Source organism: Pseudidiomarina tainanensis (assembly GCF_900115255.1).
Classification (GTDB): domain Bacteria; phylum Pseudomonadota; class Gammaproteobacteria; order Enterobacterales; family Alteromonadaceae; genus Pseudidiomarina; species Pseudidiomarina tainanensis.
In genome coordinates this window covers 835,596-854,061 of the sequence record NZ_FOYU01000001.1, presented here as the reverse complement: position 1 = coordinate 854,061, position 18,466 = coordinate 835,596, and the positions used below count along the sequence as shown (strand labels likewise).

Below are 18,466 nucleotides of genomic sequence, written 5' to 3'. Positions count from 1 at the left end.
ATAAAGGAATGTAACGTGATAAACACGCAAGTAATCAAAGTTGGCGACGTGCAAGTGGGTAACCACTTGCCGTTTGTGTTGTTTGGCGGAATGAACGTATTGGAATCACGCGATTTAGCAATGCGCATCGCTGAACATTATGTTGAAGTCACCACGCGTCTTGGTATTCCGTATGTATTTAAGGCAAGCTTTGATAAAGCGAATCGTTCGTCTATTCACTCATACCGTGGCCCGGGGCTGGATAAAGGCTTAGAGATTTTCGCGGAAATTAAACGTACCTTTAACGTACCGGTTATTACTGATGTACACGAGCCGTACCAAGCTAAACCTGTGGCAGAAGTAGCAGATATCATTCAGTTACCGGCGTTTTTAGCGCGCCAAACTGATTTGGTTGTGGCAATGGCTGAAACCGGTGCGGTGATTAACGTTAAGAAACCGCAATTCCTTGCTCCTCATGAAATGCGCCATATTCTGAAGAAATTCGGCGAAGCGGGTAATCACAATGTGATTTTGTGTGAGCGGGGTAGTTGTTTCGGTTACAACAATCTTGTCGTTGATATGCTGGGAATGGATGAAATGAAACAGATGGCGCCGGTGATGTTTGATGCAACGCATGCATTACAGCGCCCAGGCGGCCGTGAAGATTCAGCCGATGGTCGTCGTGCACAAGCCGCGGTGCTTGCGCGTTCGGGCATGGCTCTTGGTTTAGCCGGATTATTCATTGAAGCGCATCCTGATCCTGATCAAGCGAAATGTGATGGCCCGTGTGCGTTACCGTTAGCGAAACTTGAACCATATTTACAACAAATGAAAGCAGTTGATGAACTGGTGAAAGGATTTGCAACGCTCGATACCAGCAATTAATTACGTGAAATACTGATTAAGAAGGTGCTCCGTGTGAAACACATTGAGCGCCTTTTTTGTGATGGGTTATTGCGGTCGAACAATATAAAACGCGTGCTTTTTGTCTTTCGAGTTTGAGATCATCACGCTCTGATAGCCAGTATTAAACCACGGTGAATTGACTATTTGCTTATGAAATTTTTGCATGTGGTCAATCGGGGTGTCGATGCCGGTAAATTCAACGCGGCATACTGTTGTCCGACATTCGACGCCAGCTAATGTTGCGCCTTGTAATTCCTCGTTTTCATCGTATAAACGCACAATACTATCTTGCATCATATATGCCCAATCTTGGTCGATCGATTCGGTGTGAATCCGCTGTTGCACTTCATCAACATCAATTGCATTGCGCATTACTTCTTCGATTTCCCGTTGATGTTCGCTTTTAGTGGTGCGATCAGAACTAACCGGTTGCTCAATTCGACGCTCAATGGCAACGGTCTCTATGTCCTGTTGTTCGTCAGGTGCAGTCGCATCGGTTAGGTCAGTGGTTGTGATGGTGGCTTCAACTTCAGCATTGTTGTTGGCAATAACTTCCTTTTCTACCACAATTTGTTTGGTTAATTGCGACGATGCTAGCGACGATTGAGTGGTTTCTGGGGAGTTCCAAAGCAAGTAAAGAAGTACGGCAATTATCGCTAAATAAATTCCATGCATGGCTTTTGTCATTGTTATATTTTCATCCTTTTATTCTCTCCCTTATATTCTCTTCCTTTGGCTTGCGCTCATACACAAACTGATTTAAATTAAAACGCATGTTTAAAATGTGCGTTCTAAACGTGCGAAACGAAGAAGAGAGACACGTTTGTATGGCAAAGCGAGTATCAACAAAAGATAAAATACTGAATGCTGCGGAGGCGTTGTTTGCTGAACATGGGTTTGAGCAGACATCATTACGTCAAATTACCGCAGATGCAGAGGTAAATCTCGCTTCGGTTAACTACCACTTTGGCTCAAAGAAGGCTTTGATTCAAGCTGTGATGGCGCGTTATCTGGAAGTTTTAATGCCAGCCCTTGAGCGGGAACTGATTCAACTGGCTGAGCAGCCTCAGGTGAGCACGCGAGCAGTGTTTGATTGTTTTCGCGCACCGTTAAATGAGCTGCGCGAGGTTAGAAAACATGGGCCGACCATATTTTTGAGCCTATTGGGTTATGCCTATGCGGATATCCAAGGTCATTTGCGTCGCTATACCATGGATCATTTTGGCGATGTCATGCAGCGGTTGTTGGCCACATTGCATTTAGCAAATCCGCAATTGAGTCCAGTTGATATGTTCTGGCGCTTGCACTTTGTGTTAGGCGCGACAGTCTTTGCGCAAGTTTCTGGCCCAGCATTGCGTGAGATTGCTGCGGCAGACTTTGGTGAGGCTATTGAAGCCGATCAAGTCATTGACCGATTGATTCCGTTTTTGGCCGGTGGTGTGGACGCACTCACCGAATAATGGACTATGCTTTATTGGGGCATGGTTTTCTGCCCGTTGTACCGAAAGGTTAAGGTGTTTTGAGATGGAAATTATTATTCTGTTAGTCGTTGTGGTGGTATTGCTTGTTGCTGTACCCGATATTCGCCGCAGCTTAATTACGCGACCAGCATTTGGCTTCTTCAAACGCGTGTTACCGCCGTTGTCACCAACTGAGCGCGAAGCCATGCAGGCTGGCGACACCTGGTGGGACGCAGACCTATTTAGTGGTCGTCCTGATTGGCATAAGTTTCACCAAACCAAAGCGCCACAATTCACGGAAGCTGAACAAGCATTTATTGATAATCAACTCGAAACTTTGTTGGCAATGCTCGATGATTTTCGAATTGTGCAGCAAGATGCTGACTTGCCAAAAAAGGTCTGGGATTACATTCGTAAAGAGAAATTCTTTGCGATGATTATTGGTAAAGAATTTGGTGGCCTCGATTTCTCACCAGCGGCTAACTCGCATATCGTTTCGCGTATTGCAACGCGTTCGATTAGTGCTGCGGTATCCGTCATGGTGCCAAACTCATTGGGGCCGGGCGAATTACTAACGCATTATGGTACTGAAGAGCAAAAGAATTATTGGCTGCCACGTTTAGCTGATGGCACTGACATTCCTTGCTTTGCACTGACCGGCCCAGAAGCTGGCTCAGACGCCGGTGCAATTCCAGATACCGGTATTGTCTGCAAGGGTGAGTTCGACGGCAAAGAAGTGGTCGGTATTCGCTTAAATTGGAGTAAGCGTTATATCACGCTCGCGCCGGTAGCGACAGTATTAGGGCTCGCATTTAAACTTTATGATCCAGATGGTTTAATGGGTGAGCAAAAAGATATCGGCATCACGTGTGCATTAATTCCAACGAATCATCCAGGTGTTGAAACTGGCGAACGTCACTTGCCGTTAAACCAAGCGTTTATGAACGGTACAACTTACGGGAAGGACGTATTTATTCCGCTTGAATGGATTATCGGTGGTAAAGACTACGCTGGTAAAGGTTGGCGGATGCTCATGGAGTGCTTGTCAGCAGGGCGTGGTATTAGTTTACCAGCACTTGCGGCCGCAACCGGACATGTCACCGAGCGTATGACGGGTGCTTATGCGTATGTCCGTCAGCAATTTGGTATGCCAATTGGTTTGTTCGAAGGCGTACAAGCGGCGATGGGTAAAATCGGTGGTACCAACTATACGCTGGAATCGATGCGCCGCTTAACGGTAACCGCATTGTGCGAAGGTAAGAGCCCCTCGGTGATTACCGCAATGACCAAATACCACATGACTGAAATGGGGCGCCAGGTGATGGACGCAGCGATGGACGTACATGCTGGTAAAGGCATTCAATTGGGTCCACGTAACTACCTAGGCCATGGTTATATGGCGACACCGGTTTCGATTACCGTTGAAGGCGCAAACATTCTTACCCGCAACTTAATGATTTTTGGCCAAGGTGCAACACGTTGTCACCCATATGTACTGGCAGAAATGGAAGCGGCGTCAAATCCAAATGAAGACGAGGGTTTGCAGCAATTTGATAGCTTACTGCTGAAACACATTGGTTTCGCCGCCGGTAACTTCTTCGGAAGCTTGTTCATGGGGCTAACCGGTGCACGGTTTAATGCAAGCCCAATGAGCGGTCCTACCGCGCGTTACTACCAGCAGCTCACACGCATGAGTCGTGCATTAGCATTAACCGCTGATATGGCCATGCTGGTGATGGGTGGCGATTTAAAACGTCGCGAGATGCTATCGGCGCGTTTAGGTGATGTACTCAGCCATTTATACATGGCATCAGCAGTGTTGAAACGCTATGAAGACGATGGCCGCCAATCTGGTGACCTGCCGTTTGTTGAATATGCGCTTGAGCATCATTTATATGAAACTGGTGAAGCGTTCAAAGGTTTCTTTGCGAACTTCCCAAGCCGAATTGTGGCATGGACCTTGCGCTTAGCAATTTTCCCATTAGGTATTCATTATCACAAACCGTCTGATGCCAACCTGCAAGCTGTTGCGAAAAGCATGATGGAACCAGGCGTTACCCGCGACCGTCATACCTTCTTGTGTTTCTGGAAAGACGATGCAAAAGACATGATAGGGCATATGGAGCTGGCATTCTTGGCAATGCGTGAACATGCAGATATTTATAAGCGTATTCGCAAAGCAGTGAAGCATGGTGATATTGCCGAAGACTTAAGCGGTGATGAGTTGGTGAAAGCGGCTCGTAAAGCGGAAGTGATTACCGCTGATGAGGCCAAAGCTTTGAAGAAAACTGAACAATTGCGTATGACTGCTATCGGTGTGGATCAGTTTGCACCGGGCGTGATTGAGAAGCGTAAGTTTTACTAAGCAGGTACGCATAAAAAAGGGCTGTTTAAACAGCCCTTTTTTTCGTTATACGCCAATCGGCTTGTAACGTGTGCGATGTGGTTCCATCGCTTGCTCGCCATGAGTTTTCTTCATGTACTCTTCGTAATCAGTATAGTTACCTTCATAGAAGTTAATTTTACCTTCATCACGATAATCAAGAATGTGCGTTGCAATACGGTCAAGGAACCACCGGTCGTGCGAGATAACTAACGCTGAACCTGGGAACTCTAATAATGCTTCTTCGAGTGCACGCAAGGTTTCGACGTCAAGGTCGTTGGTTGGTTCGTCGAGCAGCAATAAGTTACCGCCAGCTTTCAGTAGTTTCGCTAAATGCACACGGTTGCGCTCACCACCTGAAAGTTCGCCGATGTGTTTCTGCTGATCATTACCGCGGAAGTTAAAGCGACCCACGTAAGCGCGACTGTTAATTTCAAAATTACCAATGCGCAGAATATCTTGGCCTTCGGAGATTTCTTGCCACACTGTGTTTTTGTCGACCATGCTGTCGCGGAACTGATCAACGCTTGCCAGTTGTACAGTATCACCAACTTCAACAGTACCCGAATCCGGTTGCTCTTTGCCGGTAATCATCCGGAATAACGTTGATTTACCGGCACCGTTTGGTCCGATAATTCCGACGATGGCGCCTTTAGGTACGCTGAAACTTAAATCATCAATCAACACGCGCCCGTCATAGGCCTTTTTCAAGTGGTTAACTTCGAGTACTTTGTCGCCTAAACGAGGGCCTGGCGGTATGAACAACTCATTGGTTTCGTTACGTTTCTGGTAATCGCCACTTTGTAACTCTTCAAATCGCGCCATACGCGCTTTGCTTTTTGCTTGACGGCCTTTCGGATTCTGACGAACCCACTCAAGCTCTTGCTTAATGCTACGTTGACGCGCTTTCTCTTGCTTCTCTTCTTGCTCCAGACGTTTCTCTTTCTGCTCAAGCCAAGATGAATAGTTGCCTTCCCAAGGAATACCGTAACCACGGTCAAGCTCAAGAATCCAACCGGCAACGTTGTCGAGGAAGTAACGGTCGTGGGTAATCGCTACAACAGTACCTTCGTAGTCATGCAAGAAGCGCTCTAACCAAGCCACCGATTCAGCATCCAAGTGGTTGGTTGGTTCGTCAAGTAACAGCATGTCTGGCTTACTGAGTAACAAGCGACAAATGGCAACTCGGCGACGTTCACCACCTGAGAGTACTTTGATTTTAGTATCCCACGGCGGCAGACGGAGTGAATCGGCCGCACGCTCGAGCATGTTATCGATATTGTGTCCGTCTTTGGCTTGAATAATCGCTTCAAGTTGACCTTGTTTTTTCGCCAACGCATCAAAGTCGGCATCTTCTTCCGCATAGGCCGCATAAACTTGATCGAGCTCAGCCAATGCGTTTTTCACATCAGCAACGGCTTCTTCAACCGTTTCGCGAACTGTTTTGTCTTCATCGAGTTGCGGTTCTTGCGGCAGGTAACCAATTTGAATACCAGCCAGTGGACGTGCTTCACCTTCGTATTCTTTGTCGACGCCAGCCATAATGCGCAATAACGTTGATTTACCCGCACCGTTTAAACCGAGTACACCAATTTTCGCGCCAGGGAAAAACGAGAGTGAAATGTCTTTTAAAATCGTCTTTTTCGGCGGGACGACTTTACTGACCCGCGACATGGAATAAATGTATTGTGCCATAACAGCATGCGTTCCTTTTTGAGGCGATATATTTAAGCAAAAATCGTAATTGTTTATTTTAACCCTTAAGTTGGCGCTAACCCAAGTATATTGGTAAACTAGGCACCACTTATTTTCGTTTGACAGTTTGTGAAGTCAGGAGCCCCGATGTTAAAACATGAAATGAATATTGCCGATTACGATGCAGATTTATGGCAGGCAATGACTGGCGAAGTTCAACGCCAAGAAGAGCACATTGAATTAATCGCTTCAGAAAACTACACCAGCCCGCGTGTACTTGAAGCGCAGGGCTCACAGCTGACCAACAAGTATGCTGAAGGTTATCCACACAAGCGCTACTACGGTGGTTGTGAATATGTCGATATGGTGGAAGACCTCGCGATTGAACGAGCGAAAAAGCTGTTCGGTGCAAAGTACGCGAACGTACAACCGCATGCTGGTTCACAAGCCAACTCAGCCGTATTTTTGGCGTTGCTAAACGCTGGCGATACAGTGCTGGGTATGAGCTTGGCGCATGGCGGCCATTTAACTCACGGTTCACACGTTAACTTCTCTGGTAAATTGTACAACGCAGTACAGTATGGTCTGGATGAAACAACGGGTGAAATTAACTATGCAGAAGTGCGTGAATTAGCGCTTGAGCACAAGCCAAAAATGATTGTGGCTGGTTTCTCGGCCTATTCAGGTGTTGTTGATTGGTCTAAATTCCGCGAAATTGCTGATGAAGTTGGTGCCTATTTGTTAGTCGATATGGCTCACGTTGCAGGCTTGGTTGCTGCTGGTTTATATCCAAACCCAGTGCCTTTTGCTGATGTGGTGACGACTACTACGCACAAAACACTTGCCGGCCCACGTAGCGGTTTGATTTTGTCAGGTAAAGACGACGAAGATCTGCACAAAAAACTCAATGGTGGTGTATTCCCTGGTAGCCAAGGCGGCCCACTTTGCCATGTTATCGCGGCTAAAGCGGTGGCGTTCAAAGAAGCCATGGAGCCAGAGTTTAAAGCTTACCAACAACAAGTTTTAGACAACGCCAATGCGATGGTTAAAGTCATGCAAGAGCGTGGCTACAAAATCGTTTCAGGCGGCACTAAGAACCACTTGTTCTTGGTTGACCTTATCGATAAAGATATTACTGGTAAAGACGCTGACGCAGCATTAGGTCGCGCGTACATTACCGTGAACAAAAACTCGGTTCCGAATGACCCACGTTCACCGTTTGTGACCTCTGGTTTGCGTTTAGGTACCCCAGCGATTACTCGTCGTGGCTTTAAGCAAGCAGAAGCAGAGCAGGTCGCCAACTGGATTTGTGACGTACTTGATAATATGTCTGATGAGAGTGTTATCGAACGGGTTCGTGAACAAGTTAAGGCATTGTGTAAACAGTTTCCTGTTTATAAATAATTAGCGAGGGAACACGCCGATGCATTGTCCTTTTTGTGGCACACAAGATACCAAAGTGATTGATTCGCGATTGGTTGCGGACGGCGCCTCTGTGCGTCGTCGGCGCGAGTGTACCGAGTGTAAAGAGCGTTTCACTACGTTTGAAACAGCCGAATTAATTATGCCTCGCGTGATTAAATCGGACGGTACTCGCGAGCCATTTAATGAGGACAAGTTGCGCAACGGGCTACTGCGCGCTCTAGAAAAGCGTCCAGTTAGTTTAGAGGCGATGGAACAAGCAATTCAGAACGTCAAATCATCGCTACGGGCAACTGGGGAGCGTGAAATTACCAGTCAAGTGATTGGTGGTTTGGTGATGGAAAACCTGAAAGCTCTCGATAAAGTTGCCTATATCCGATTTGCCTCGGTGTACCGAGCTTTTGACGATATTCGTGAGTTTGGCGAGGAGATTGCTCGTCTCAATGACTGATCCGCTCGCTTGTCATCAACGTTATATGCAACGCGCCCTTGAGCTTGCCGCTCAAGGGCGTTTTTCCACTGCACCAAACCCGATGGTTGGCTGTGTGATCGTTGCCGATGATCGAATTGTTGGCGAAGGTTGGCATCAACGTGCTGGTGAACCGCACGCCGAAGTGCATGCCTTGCGCGAAGCAGGTGCAGCAGCGAAGGGTGCTACTGCATACGTGACGTTGGAGCCTTGTAGTCATTTTGGTCGCACGCCGCCTTGTGCAGATGCGTTAATCAAAGCTGAAGTTGCCGCTGTTGTGGTGGCGATGAAAGATCCAAATCCGTTAGTAAGCGGTGAGGGCATCGAACGGCTTCGCGCTCATGGTATTGAGGTGATTGTTGGCGTGCTTGAGCAACAAGCGTTAGGGCTTAATTGCGGATTTGTGGCACGGATGCAACGCCAACGTCCTTGGCTACGGTTGAAAATGGCAGCCAGCTTAGATGGCCGCACGGCGCTCGCGAATGGTGAAAGTCAGTGGATAACTAGTACCGATGCGCGGCGCGATGTACATCGCTGGCGCGCCCAAAGTAGCGCGATATTGAGTACCGCGCGAACGGTGCTGGCAGATAATGCGGTGTTGACCGCTCGTCATCCGCAAACCGTGATTCAGCCAACACGGGTGATTATAGACTCTCATGGCTTGTTAACCGGCAACGAAACGCTGTTTCAAGAATTAGGCCCGGTGATTGTGGTCCATGCACCCGATACGGCTGTTGAACGCAATTGGCCGGCGCACGTTGAATGCATCACAGTTACACGCAACGAAACACAACATATCGATTTAGTAGAGCTGATGCACGCTTTAGCAGCGCGCCACATCAATTCAGTATGGACTGAGTGCGGTGCTCAGCTTGCAGGTGCTTTGCTCAACGCTGAGTTAGTGGATGAAGTGGTGGTGTATTTAGCGCCCAAACTTGTTGGCGCCAGTGGTCTTGGACTTTTGAATTTACCGGCATTTTCTCACATGAGCCAAGTGCCAGAATTAACCTTTAAAGATGTTCGTCAGGTTGCGGAAGATCTTCGGATTATTGCAGTTCCGCGCCGGGTGAGAGGAGACTTAACGTCGTGACTCGATTAAATAGTGCAGCAGAAATCATTGAAGATATTCGTCAAGGTAAAATGGTTATCTTGATGGACGATGAAGATCGTGAAAACGAAGGTGATTTAATTCTAGCTGCAGAGTGTGTCACGCCGACCGCGATTAACTTTATGGCGCGCTACGGCCGTGGCCTTATCTGTTTAACGCTAACCGAAGAACGTTGTAAGCAATTGCGCTTGCCACTCATGGTGGACCAAAATAACTCACCTTATGCAACCAACTTTACGGTTTCAATTGAAGCTGCGGAGGGCGTAACCACCGGTATTTCAGCTGCCGATCGCGCTCGCACCGTACAAGCCGCTGTAGCAAAAGATGCGCAACCGACTGATTTGGTGATGCCGGGTCACATTTTCCCACTGAAAGCGAAATCAGGTGGTGTATTAAACCGCGCTGGCCATACGGAAGCCGGTTGCGATTTGGCGCGATTAGCTGGCTTTGAACCAGCCGCTGTGATTGTCGAAATTCTGAATGAAGACGGCACCATGGCGCGTCGCCCAGATTTAGAGAAGTTTGCCGCTGAGCACGACCTGAAGATTGGTACCATCGCTGATTTAATTGAATATCGTTCGTTGAAAGAGAAAACGGTTGAGCGTAAAGCGCATTGTAAACTGCCAACCGCATATGGTGAGTTTGAATTAATCACCTATCAAGACACGATTGATAAACAAGTTCATTATGCGTTGGTTCACGGTGCTATTGAACCCGATCAACCGGTGAACGTGCGTGTTCATTTGCAAGATACTTTCAATGATTTGTTCGCTACTGAGCGCGCAGCGAAACGCAGTTGGCCGCTGGGTCATGCGATGGAATATATCGGACAAAACGATGGTGTGTTGGTGGTGATTGGCCGGCATCAGAACCCGCAAGACATCTTAGAGCAGGTGATGAGCTTTGCTGCTGAAGATCGTGGCGAAGTGAAACCAACAGCGGCTGCTTCTAACGCATCAAGAAATGTGGGAATCGGCTCACAAATTCTCGCTGACTTGGGCGTTCACCATATGCACTTGATGAGCTCACCAAAACGCTATTCAGCGCTTTCGGGCTTTGGCCTAGAGGTTGTTGACTTCATTGAAGACGAGCAAGCTGATAGCGAGTAATCAGTTCGCTAATTCTTGTACACGGTGCCAGAGTAATTCATTCGCTGGCGCCGCTTTTCCTGCCTGAAGCGACTGTCGCGCAACAAAACCATTGAGAAAATCAATTTCGGTACGCCGCTGCTGTTGTACGTCAACCAACATTGATGAGTAATTGCGGGCGGTATTCTTAATCACTGTGAGTGCGCTTTCAACTAGTGTCTCAGCGTGTAAGCGAATGCCTTTATGTTCAGCCAACCAACAAATCTCCTCAGCGACTTGCAGTTGTTGCGCGGTAATATCGTGCTGAAGTAGTTCGCCATTACGACAGTTATGTAGCACTGTAAACGGATTGATGAGGCAGTTAATAGCGAGCTTTTGCCACCGGCGCTGATCAATAGCAGGGCTCCAATTCAGCAATGGTAAGGCGTTATTTAATACGTTAAAAACTTCGGTTGGACGACGGCTTGAAGCATGTTCGACGCGAGCCCAGCCCAACCAGCTTTCGCCCACACCGGCATGAACAACTTCATTGTTATGACGATAAGCACCGTGCGTTGTAACCCAATGCAAAGCCCGTTCTGGCATGATCGTACTCTCGTTATCGAGCATCCCGTTGTAGCTCAGAATAATCGATGAATCATCTGGAAGCGGTGATTGTTTGAGTTCCTCCAAAAAGGTAGCGACGTCGTACGCTTTCACTGCGGCAAAAATTTGTGTCGGTGCGTTAATCGGTAACTGTTGCGTATTGAATTGTAAGGTATGAGCCTCATGAATAATCTCAATGGGGTGAGGTGTTGCACTGCGTGGTTTTAGGGAAACATGCTCGCCCACACGGCGTAAATTGACCGCCATCAAGCTACCCACTGCGCCTGTACCAACCACTAACCAATGCATTTACTCAAGCTCCCGATGATAATTTTGCTCTAATCGAGTCAATGACTTTCGTAGTGCAAACAGAATAATAAGACTTGGAATAACCATCACCGCGGTGAGAATAAAGAATAGCTGCCAGTTACCATCGAGCCAATTAACCACATAACCGCTGTAGGAGGACAGCAAGGTTCGCCCTAAGTTACCGAGTGATGCAAATAACGCATACTGGGTGGCTGTAAACGCACGGTTGGCAAGCAAACTAATGAAGGCAACAAATGCAACCGTTGACCATGCGGCGGTAAAGCCATCAATGATTACCGCTGCTAGCAACAAGTTAGTATTCGGACCAACGCCGGCTATCCAAGCAAACATTAAATTCGAGCCGGCCATGGCGATGCCACCCAACATGAGACCTCGCACAATCCCAAGACGTAAATTCACGAAACTTCCGAGGATGGCGAAAATGATGGTGACCCACCAGTTAACCATTTTTGAGTAAACCGCAATGTCATCGTTGCTAAAGCCAACTTCTTTGTAGAACACAATCGACATGCGACCTAAAAAGGCCTCGCCAATTTTAAATAAGAAAATAAACGCAAGCATGCCGATGGCAAGTTGCCAGCCATTGCGTTTGAAAAATTCGGTAATTGGATCAACCAATGTGTTGCGGAGCCAGTCGAGCCAATGATTGAACTTTGGCAGTTCCGGACGATAGCGTTTCGACTCTTTTACCGTGAGCACAAATAAAAGCTGTGCAACTATGACAAAGCACAACACAACGTAGGCGTCTTGCCAGGTCAGTGTAGCACCGTCGACCAGGAAGAAGGGAATGGCACCAAGCCCGCTATAACCGCTCCACCAGCCGGCGGTAGCCATTGCTGCACCAGCAGACTGAAGGCGAGCTTCGTGCGGGCCAAAGGTTTCAATACGAAAGGCATCAATCGCAATATCTTGCGTGGCAGAGAATATTGCGATTACTAGCGCGGCGAGGGCAACCCACCACAAATGCTCAACCACGTTGATTTGGGTTAACACACTGGTGGCAAACAAAATGCCAATAAGGCAGAAAATAAGCCAGGCGCGACGTTGCCCAACCCATCGATTCAGTAGTGGAATTTTGACGCGATCAATCAGTGGTGACCACAGTGCATTAATGGAGTAGGCAACAAACACAACTCCGAATAACCCGATGGCTGAGCGGTCGACCCCGACTTCTTGTAACCAAGCGGACAGCATGGAGCCGATAAGCACCCACGGAAACCCGCTGATGACACCAAAACCAAAAATAACCCATACGCGCGGTTCGCGATACACCGCGAGGTCTTTATACCAAGGAGTTTGGGTTGAAGAACTCACTGTTGCGGAACAATTTCAATTTTTTTCAAAACCGGCGGCTGTTTAGGTACGTCTGGCCAGCCTGTCTGCTCATGATAAGGCGAGGTTTCAACACTGGCGAGCTTCTCTAATACCTCTTCACCAGCGATAACCCAGCCAAACACCGCATAACCCCAACCTTTGGTGGATGGATTTAACGATTCGTTGTCATTCATATTGAAATAAAACTGGCGGGTGGCTGAATGCGGATCCGATGTGCGAGCCATCGCAATGGTCCCGTAGTTATTGAGCTTGCCATTGCCGGACTCATTAAAAATAGGGTCAAACATGGTTTTCGCTTCAAAATTTTCATTATAACCGCCGCCTTGCACAACAAAGCCGGGAATAATGCGATGAAAAATCGTGTTGTTATAGCTACCTGCCTGCACATACATTAAGAAATTTTCAACGGTTATCGGTGCCTTGGCACGATCCAGTTCAACCACGATATCACCCTCAGTGGTAATAAATTTCACTTTGGGGAAGAGATTGTTGGGCTGCACTTGCGCAGCAAAACTCATACTGCTGAAACAAAAAACGAAGGCTAAAAGCAGGTAACGCATAATCATCCTCGTGCTTGTAAAATAATGAATTTACTATTTTGTGCGACTTGGTGCACTGATTTAAATAAGCGCTTTAACGACTGATAATACGGGAGATGACGGTTCGCCACTACCCATAATTCACCATTTTTACGCAAAACTCGCCGACTATCTCTAAACATCTGGCGTGCAATATGCTCCGTCACGGCATGTTCTTGGTGAAATGGCGGATTGCAGAGAATGAGATCGATGCTGTCAGTAGCTGTTTGTGCCAAGCAATCGTCAACGCGGGTGTGGTATTGCGTGATGTGCTCAGCGGGAAGATTCTCAATAATATTCCGATGCGTTGACGCAATGGCGAGGAAGGATTCATCGACAAACGTAATGTCACTATCCGGCGACATCCGAGCAAAATGTATACCTAATACACCGTTACCACAGCCTAAATCAATCACCTGCTGGGCTCCTGCCGGAGGCATATTGTCCAACATAAAGCGGGCGCCTATGTCGAGTTGATTGCGCGCAAAGACGCCAGCGTGGTGATGTAAGGTGAGATTCAATTCAGGCACTTGCCACGCACTCACAAAGTGCTCTGCGTCTAATGGCGTATTACGCACCACAGCATTCACCGTTCGACATTTACGGCGAATCAATGAAACCTCCACAGCATCGCAATATTTGGCAAAGAGTTCGCGTACAGCTGGTGTAAGCAACTTACTTTTGGCAGCGGCAATTATCGGTACGCCGGCAGGCAATTCCGCGGCGATTTTTGCTAACTGAAATTCAAGCAAGCTTAAACTCTTCGGTATTTTTAAATACACGACGTCGCGATCATCCGGCAATTGATCAAGTGGCGACAGTGCGCTAAGAGTTTTAGGCAATTGATTGAGTGTGAGATTATGACGCCAGCCTAAATGACTCACATAGGAGTCGCTTAAACTGGCTGTGTCTAAACCAGCAAATGGCATCAACAGAGCACCCCATTGATCATTCACGAGTAGCGGCCTTTCGTCATTGCGGGTGACAATGATTTCATGCAGTAATTCATCTGCCGCTTCCCACGCTTGCAGCGTATCGTGGCTACGTGCAGGAAAACGTTGTAGTTGCCAAGTGCCGGCGGCAGTGGTGAATAAAGTCATAAATAGGTTGCTCGTTGTTGGGTTATCAATGGTCGGACATTTCACTCGGTCACATTCGTGCTATGATAGCGAAAAACGACAGATGACTATAGGTTTTAACTCGTGAAAAAATACGCAGAAATTACCGGCTGGGGTAAATGTTTACCGCCTGCTGTGATGACCAACGATGATTTGGCGACGTTTTTAGAGACGTCTGATGAATGGATTCGTACCCGCACGGGCATCGAAGAGCGTCGCGTGAGTGCGGTTGGCACTTCAAAGATGGCGACTGTGGCAGCGCGTAATGCTTTAGCCGCGGCTGGTCTTGATGCTGAAGAACTCGATTTAATTATCGTCGGTACCTGTACGCCTGATGAAATTATCCCAAACGTAGCGTCGGCAGTACAACGCGACTTAGGTAATAAAACGGCTGCGGCGTTCGATTTGAATGCAGCCTGTAGTAGCTTTTTATATGGCATGCATTACGCAACGCAAGCCATCCGCACCGGCGCGCACAAGAAAGTTCTCATTATTGGTGCCGAGCGTTTGACTCGTATTCTTGATTGGACCAAGCGCGAGAGCGCGGTGCTGTTTGGTGACGGCGCAGGGGCGATGATTCTTGAAGCGAGCGACGTTGAAAGTGGCTTATTAGCTTCACATGTTACTTGTGATGCGGATGCCCGTGATGTGTTAGCGCTAGAATTCGGTATGAGTTTTAATCGCTTTGGTTTCGATGGCATTATGCCATTCAACTTTGTTGGCCAGGAAATTTTCAAACGCGCTGTCAAAGGTATGAATACCGCAGTTGAAAAAGTCTTCGAAGAAACCGGTCTTACCACCGACGATATCGACTCGTTGATTCCACATCAGGCCAACAAGCGCCTCATCGACTATCTTGCAAAAATGTGTAAGGTTCCGGAAGAAAAAACCGTCATTAATATTCAAAAATACGGCAATACGTCTTCAGCAACGCTACCCATCGCGTTTTGTGAAGCAGTAGAGCAGGGCATTGTGAAGCCGGGTGATACGATTGTTTCAGCTGTGTTCGGCGGTGGCTTAACCTGTGGTGCTGGTATTATTAAATGGGGTCAGCGTGTCACACCAATTCGTGATAACAATGAAACCTTACCAAGCAATGGGCAAACGGCACTGGATTTGATTTTGCCGTTATACGAAGGCACCAAAGCAGCTTGGGAAAAACGCGGCCATGAGTAACTTGGTAAAAGAAGAAGTTCGCCATAACGTTCTGTGGTTGACGTTAGCGCGCGCAGATAAAAAAAATGCGTTGACTCAGGATATGTATACGGCCCTGAGCTCGGCGTTACAAGCTGCTGATCGTGACGAAAAAATTGCAGCGGTGGTTATTACCGGTGAAGGCGATAGCTTTACTGCAGGTAACGATTTAAATGACTTTTTGGCGATTGAAGATCTTGATGATAGTGCGCCACCGTTCGAGTTTCTGTATACCTTAAGTCGCCTTAGTGTTCCATTGGTAGCTGGTGTTAATGGTTTAGCGATTGGTATCGGCACGACGATTTTGCTGCACTGCGATTTAGTGTATGCGAGTAGCGACGCTGTTTTTGCGTTGCCATTTATTAATTTAGGTTTAGTACCTGAAGCCGCATCGAGCTTATTGCTACCGCAGCAATGTGGTCACCTGAAAGCCTCTGAGTTGCTGTTGCTTGGCGATAGCTTTGATGCTCAAGAAGCGTTGCAATATGGCTTAGTTAATAAAGTTGTGGCACCGCAAGAGTTGAGCGAAACGCTTGAACAAGTTGCTGCTTCATTAGCGAGCAAACCACACGGTGGTTTACGAGCAGCTAAGAAGCTTATCAAACAGCCAGCTGAACCAGTAGCCGATAGAATAGAGCGTGAAGCGAAGATCTTTGCCCGTGCTTTAAGCTCTGACGCGGCTCGCCAAGCGATAAAAGACCGCCTAACTAAAAAGAAATAATCAAAATCGCTTAATTTCTCAGCAGTCAGCTGTACTTGCCTTGCGAGTACACTGGCTTTGAGGGATAATGCCCGCCGTTATGGTGACCTCATTGGTCCCCCCGCAACACGAACTGGCGAACCCGGTCAGGCCCGGAAGGGAGCAGCCGTAGTCAGGGATGTGGGTGCCGGGGTGTTGGCTGGTGAGGTCGCCACCCAAATTCTCCAAAAGCGTGATTCGTGCGCTTCGCTGTTCGTCCGTTCACTTCGTTCTCTGTTCGTCCGCTTCGCTTTTCGTGAAAGGCGTTACTCGTTATTCGATCGCTTTGCTTGTCGTTATACGAAAAAACAGACACACTAAAGCAAAGAGGTTATTTGAATAACGAATAACGATTAACGATTAACGATTAACGAACAACGAGATTTCCCCATGCCGAAGAATGTGAAGCCGGTTTATTACGGCGACTACCTGCAATTAGATAAACTCCTAGATTCTCAGCAACCGCATAGCAAAATGTACGGGCCTGAAGCGCACGATGAAATGTTGTTCATTATTGTGCATCAAGTGTATGAGCTTTGGTTTAAGCAAGTTTTGCATGAATTGCGGGCGATTTATAAAGAGTTTCGCGCAGAACAATTGGATGACCGGGCGCTGCAACTGGTTGCGCATCGACTGCGCCGTGTACTGACAATTCAAGACTTGATGAATGACCAAGTTGGCGTGATTGAGACGATGACGCCGCAAGAATTCTTGGAGTTTCGTGATTACCTCGTTCCAGCCTCCGGTTTTCAGAGCATTCAATTTAAAGAACTCGAAATTATTCTTGGACTGACCCGAGACACCCGTATCGCATTTGATCAACAATCGTTTTATAACCGCCTGAACGATGAACATCGAACATATTTAGAAGAACTAGAAACGCAACCGAGCTTATTTGATTGTGTTGATCAGTGGCTATCACGTATGCCGTTTTTACAGTTTGATGATTTTAGTTTTTGGGACGTCTATCAGCAGGCGGTAACAGATTCGCTTGACCGTGACGAAGAAATTATTCGGCAAAATGCTGCCGATGATGGGCAATTAGAGACAGAATTGGCCAGTTTGCAGGTTAATCGGGATAATTTTTCGGCATTATTTAATAACGAACGTTATAAATCGTTACAGGAAGATAACCGAGTTCGTCTATCCCAACGCGCAATGTTAAGTGCGCTGTTTATTACACAGTACCGCGAAGAACCGGCATTCCATCTTGCTCATCAGGTGATTACCTCGTTAGCCGAAATGGATGAGAAGCTCACTATTTGGCGTTATAAACATGCAATGATGGTGCAACGCATGTTGGGGACTAAGATTGGCACTGGCGGCTCTTCGGGGCATGATTATTTGCGTCGTACGACGGAACAAAATCGAGTATTCAAAGATTTCTTTGCCATGGCCACTTATTTGTTACCGAAAAGTGCGTTACCTGAGCTACCCAGTGCGGTTCGACAGGCACTCGGTTTTTATTTCCGGCACGACGACTAACTTAGCGGTGGTGCTCGAACCAGCGAAGCGCTTGATGCAGTGCGCCCAGTTGATGGGCAAGGCGTTCTGACAACCACTGGCTACGGCTGGTGGTTGTTGCTTTGGTGAGACTCACTAGGGTTTGTCGAAGCTCATGAACGTAATCAAGCGGTTGGCTGGCCTCAGCATTAAACAATTGTGCATCAAACCAATCAGAAAAATTTTCTTCGGATATATTCAACTGCTTAATACGTTGTTCTAATGCATTGATTTCATGCTCGAGGCGGGTTTGCAGCTGGTGATTGAAAATGCTTTGATTAGACATGCAAATGCTCGTTTGGTGGCGACATGAAACTTAAGTTGTTGATGGCACAGTTTAGCGCAACTCGCTGACTTTCAAAAATAAAGATTTCTGAGAGCTACTGTTGTGGGTAAATATGCAGTCAGAAGTTACTTTTATGCACAACTGTTAAGATGCTGTAAACGGCATTTTATCTATATTTAGTGTTAATTTTAGCTGATATCCGTTGTTGACATCGCCGCGTCGATCGTGGGAGTATTGATGCATTATTACCGTCGGCTTTCTGTCGGTAATAGCTGCAAGTGTTGATTA

The 18,466-nt window shown here is 47.3% G+C and carries 17 protein-coding genes and 1 other RNA gene; 11 read left to right on the top strand and 7 right to left on the bottom strand.

The genetic code is table 11. The features are described from left to right. The first annotated feature begins 18 nt into the window (after positions 1-18). Positions 19-864: a 3-deoxy-8-phosphooctulonate synthase gene (gene kdsA, locus BM292_RS04225; RefSeq protein WP_092856901.1), complete on the top strand. Its 846-nt coding sequence runs from the start codon at positions 19-21 to the stop codon at positions 862-864. A gap of 66 nt (positions 865-930) precedes the next feature. Here kdsA and BM292_RS04220 read toward each other — a convergent pair whose 3' ends face one another. Then, entirely contained in the window at positions 931-1,572 is a 642-nt protein-coding gene (locus BM292_RS04220) for a hypothetical protein (protein WP_092855592.1), read from the bottom strand. 140 nt (positions 1,573-1,712) lie between these two features. Here BM292_RS04220 and psrA point away from each other — a divergent pair, with 140 nt between their 5' ends. Then, entirely contained in the window at positions 1,713-2,345 is a 633-nt protein-coding gene (gene psrA, locus BM292_RS04215) for a TetR family transcriptional repressor PsrA (protein WP_092855590.1), read from the top strand. 64 nt (positions 2,346-2,409) lie between these two features. Continuing rightward, complete coding sequence (locus BM292_RS04210; protein ID WP_092855588.1) at positions 2,410-4,710, top strand: acyl-CoA dehydrogenase; 2,301 nt, start codon at positions 2,410-2,412, stop codon at positions 4,708-4,710. 45 nt (positions 4,711-4,755) lie between these two features. Here the strand turns inward: BM292_RS04210 and ettA are convergent, their stop codons facing one another. Continuing rightward, a complete protein-coding gene (gene ettA / locus BM292_RS04205; RefSeq protein WP_092855586.1) occupies positions 4,756-6,423 on the bottom strand; it encodes an energy-dependent translational throttle protein EttA in 1,668 nt (555 codons plus the stop codon). A 147-nt stretch (positions 6,424-6,570) separates the two neighbouring features. On the opposite strand from ettA, the gene glyA reads away from it, so the two are divergent. From glyA to ribBA, 4 genes are read left to right on the top strand one after another with little or no spacing between them, the layout of a single operon-like run. Then, positions 6,571-7,827, top strand: a complete 1,257-nt coding sequence (gene glyA, locus BM292_RS04200) for a serine hydroxymethyltransferase (RefSeq protein ID WP_092855584.1) — start codon at positions 6,571-6,573, stop codon at positions 7,825-7,827. Positions 7,828-7,846: 19 nt separating this feature from the next. Then, a complete protein-coding gene (gene nrdR / locus BM292_RS04195; RefSeq protein WP_092855582.1) occupies positions 7,847-8,296 on the top strand; it encodes a transcriptional regulator NrdR in 450 nt (149 codons plus the stop codon). Next, positions 8,289-9,404: a bifunctional diaminohydroxyphosphoribosylaminopyrimidine deaminase/5-amino-6-(5-phosphoribosylamino)uracil reductase RibD gene (gene ribD / locus BM292_RS04190; RefSeq protein ID WP_092855580.1), complete on the top strand. Its 1,116-nt coding sequence runs from the start codon at positions 8,289-8,291 to the stop codon at positions 9,402-9,404. The genes nrdR and ribD overlap by 8 nt, the downstream gene beginning before the upstream one ends. Further along, positions 9,401-10,531 carry a bifunctional 3,4-dihydroxy-2-butanone-4-phosphate synthase/GTP cyclohydrolase II gene (gene ribBA / locus BM292_RS04185; RefSeq protein ID WP_092855578.1) on the top strand — a complete coding sequence of 377 codons (1,131 nt, stop codon included), beginning with the start codon at positions 9,401-9,403 and terminating at the stop codon, positions 10,529-10,531. The genes ribD and ribBA overlap by 4 nt, the downstream gene beginning before the upstream one ends. Here ribBA and BM292_RS04180 read toward each other — a convergent pair whose 3' ends face one another. From BM292_RS04180 to BM292_RS04165, 4 genes are read right to left on the bottom strand one after another with little or no spacing between them, the layout of a single operon-like run. Then, positions 10,532-11,404: a ketopantoate reductase family protein gene (locus tag BM292_RS04180; protein WP_092855576.1), complete on the bottom strand. Its 873-nt coding sequence runs from the start codon at positions 11,402-11,404 to the stop codon at positions 10,532-10,534. Then, complete coding sequence (locus BM292_RS04175; protein WP_092855574.1) at positions 11,405-12,739, bottom strand: AmpG family muropeptide MFS transporter; 1,335 nt, start codon at positions 12,737-12,739, stop codon at positions 11,405-11,407. Then, positions 12,736-13,320: a peptidylprolyl isomerase gene (locus BM292_RS04170; protein ID WP_092855572.1), complete on the bottom strand. Its 585-nt coding sequence runs from the start codon at positions 13,318-13,320 to the stop codon at positions 12,736-12,738. Before BM292_RS04170 ends, BM292_RS04175 begins: the two co-directional genes overlap by 4 nt. A 2-nt stretch (positions 13,321-13,322) precedes the next feature. Continuing rightward, positions 13,323-14,438 carry a methyltransferase gene (locus BM292_RS04165; protein ID WP_092855570.1) on the bottom strand — a complete coding sequence of 372 codons (1,116 nt, stop codon included), beginning with the start codon at positions 14,436-14,438 and terminating at the stop codon, positions 13,323-13,325. Positions 14,439-14,540: 102 nt separating this feature from the next. Here BM292_RS04165 and BM292_RS04160 point away from each other — a divergent pair, with 102 nt between their 5' ends. From BM292_RS04160 to BM292_RS04145, 4 genes are all read left to right on the top strand, one after another. Continuing rightward, a complete protein-coding gene (locus BM292_RS04160; protein WP_092855568.1) occupies positions 14,541-15,632 on the top strand; it encodes a ketoacyl-ACP synthase III in 1,092 nt (363 codons plus the stop codon). After that, the gene (locus BM292_RS04155; RefSeq protein ID WP_092855566.1) at positions 15,625-16,371 is read left to right on the top strand and encodes an enoyl-CoA hydratase-related protein; all 747 of its coding nucleotides are present in this window, start codon (positions 15,625-15,627) and stop codon (positions 16,369-16,371) included. Before BM292_RS04160 ends, BM292_RS04155 begins: the two co-directional genes overlap by 8 nt. A gap of 89 nt (positions 16,372-16,460) precedes the next feature. Beyond that, an RNA gene (gene ffs / locus BM292_RS04150) (signal recognition particle sRNA small type) lies at positions 16,461-16,558 on the top strand. Between the two features lie 221 nt (positions 16,559-16,779). Then, complete coding sequence (locus BM292_RS04145) at positions 16,780-17,874, top strand: tryptophan 2,3-dioxygenase family protein (RefSeq protein WP_092855564.1); 1,095 nt, start codon at positions 16,780-16,782, stop codon at positions 17,872-17,874. Between the two features lies 1 nt (position 17,875). On the opposite strand, the gene priC is transcribed toward BM292_RS04145, so the two are convergent. Next, positions 17,876-18,178, bottom strand: coding sequence for a primosomal replication protein PriC (gene priC / locus BM292_RS04140; RefSeq protein ID WP_092855562.1), 303 nt, complete (start codon positions 18,176-18,178; stop codon positions 17,876-17,878). Positions 18,179-18,466 lie beyond the last annotated feature (288 nt).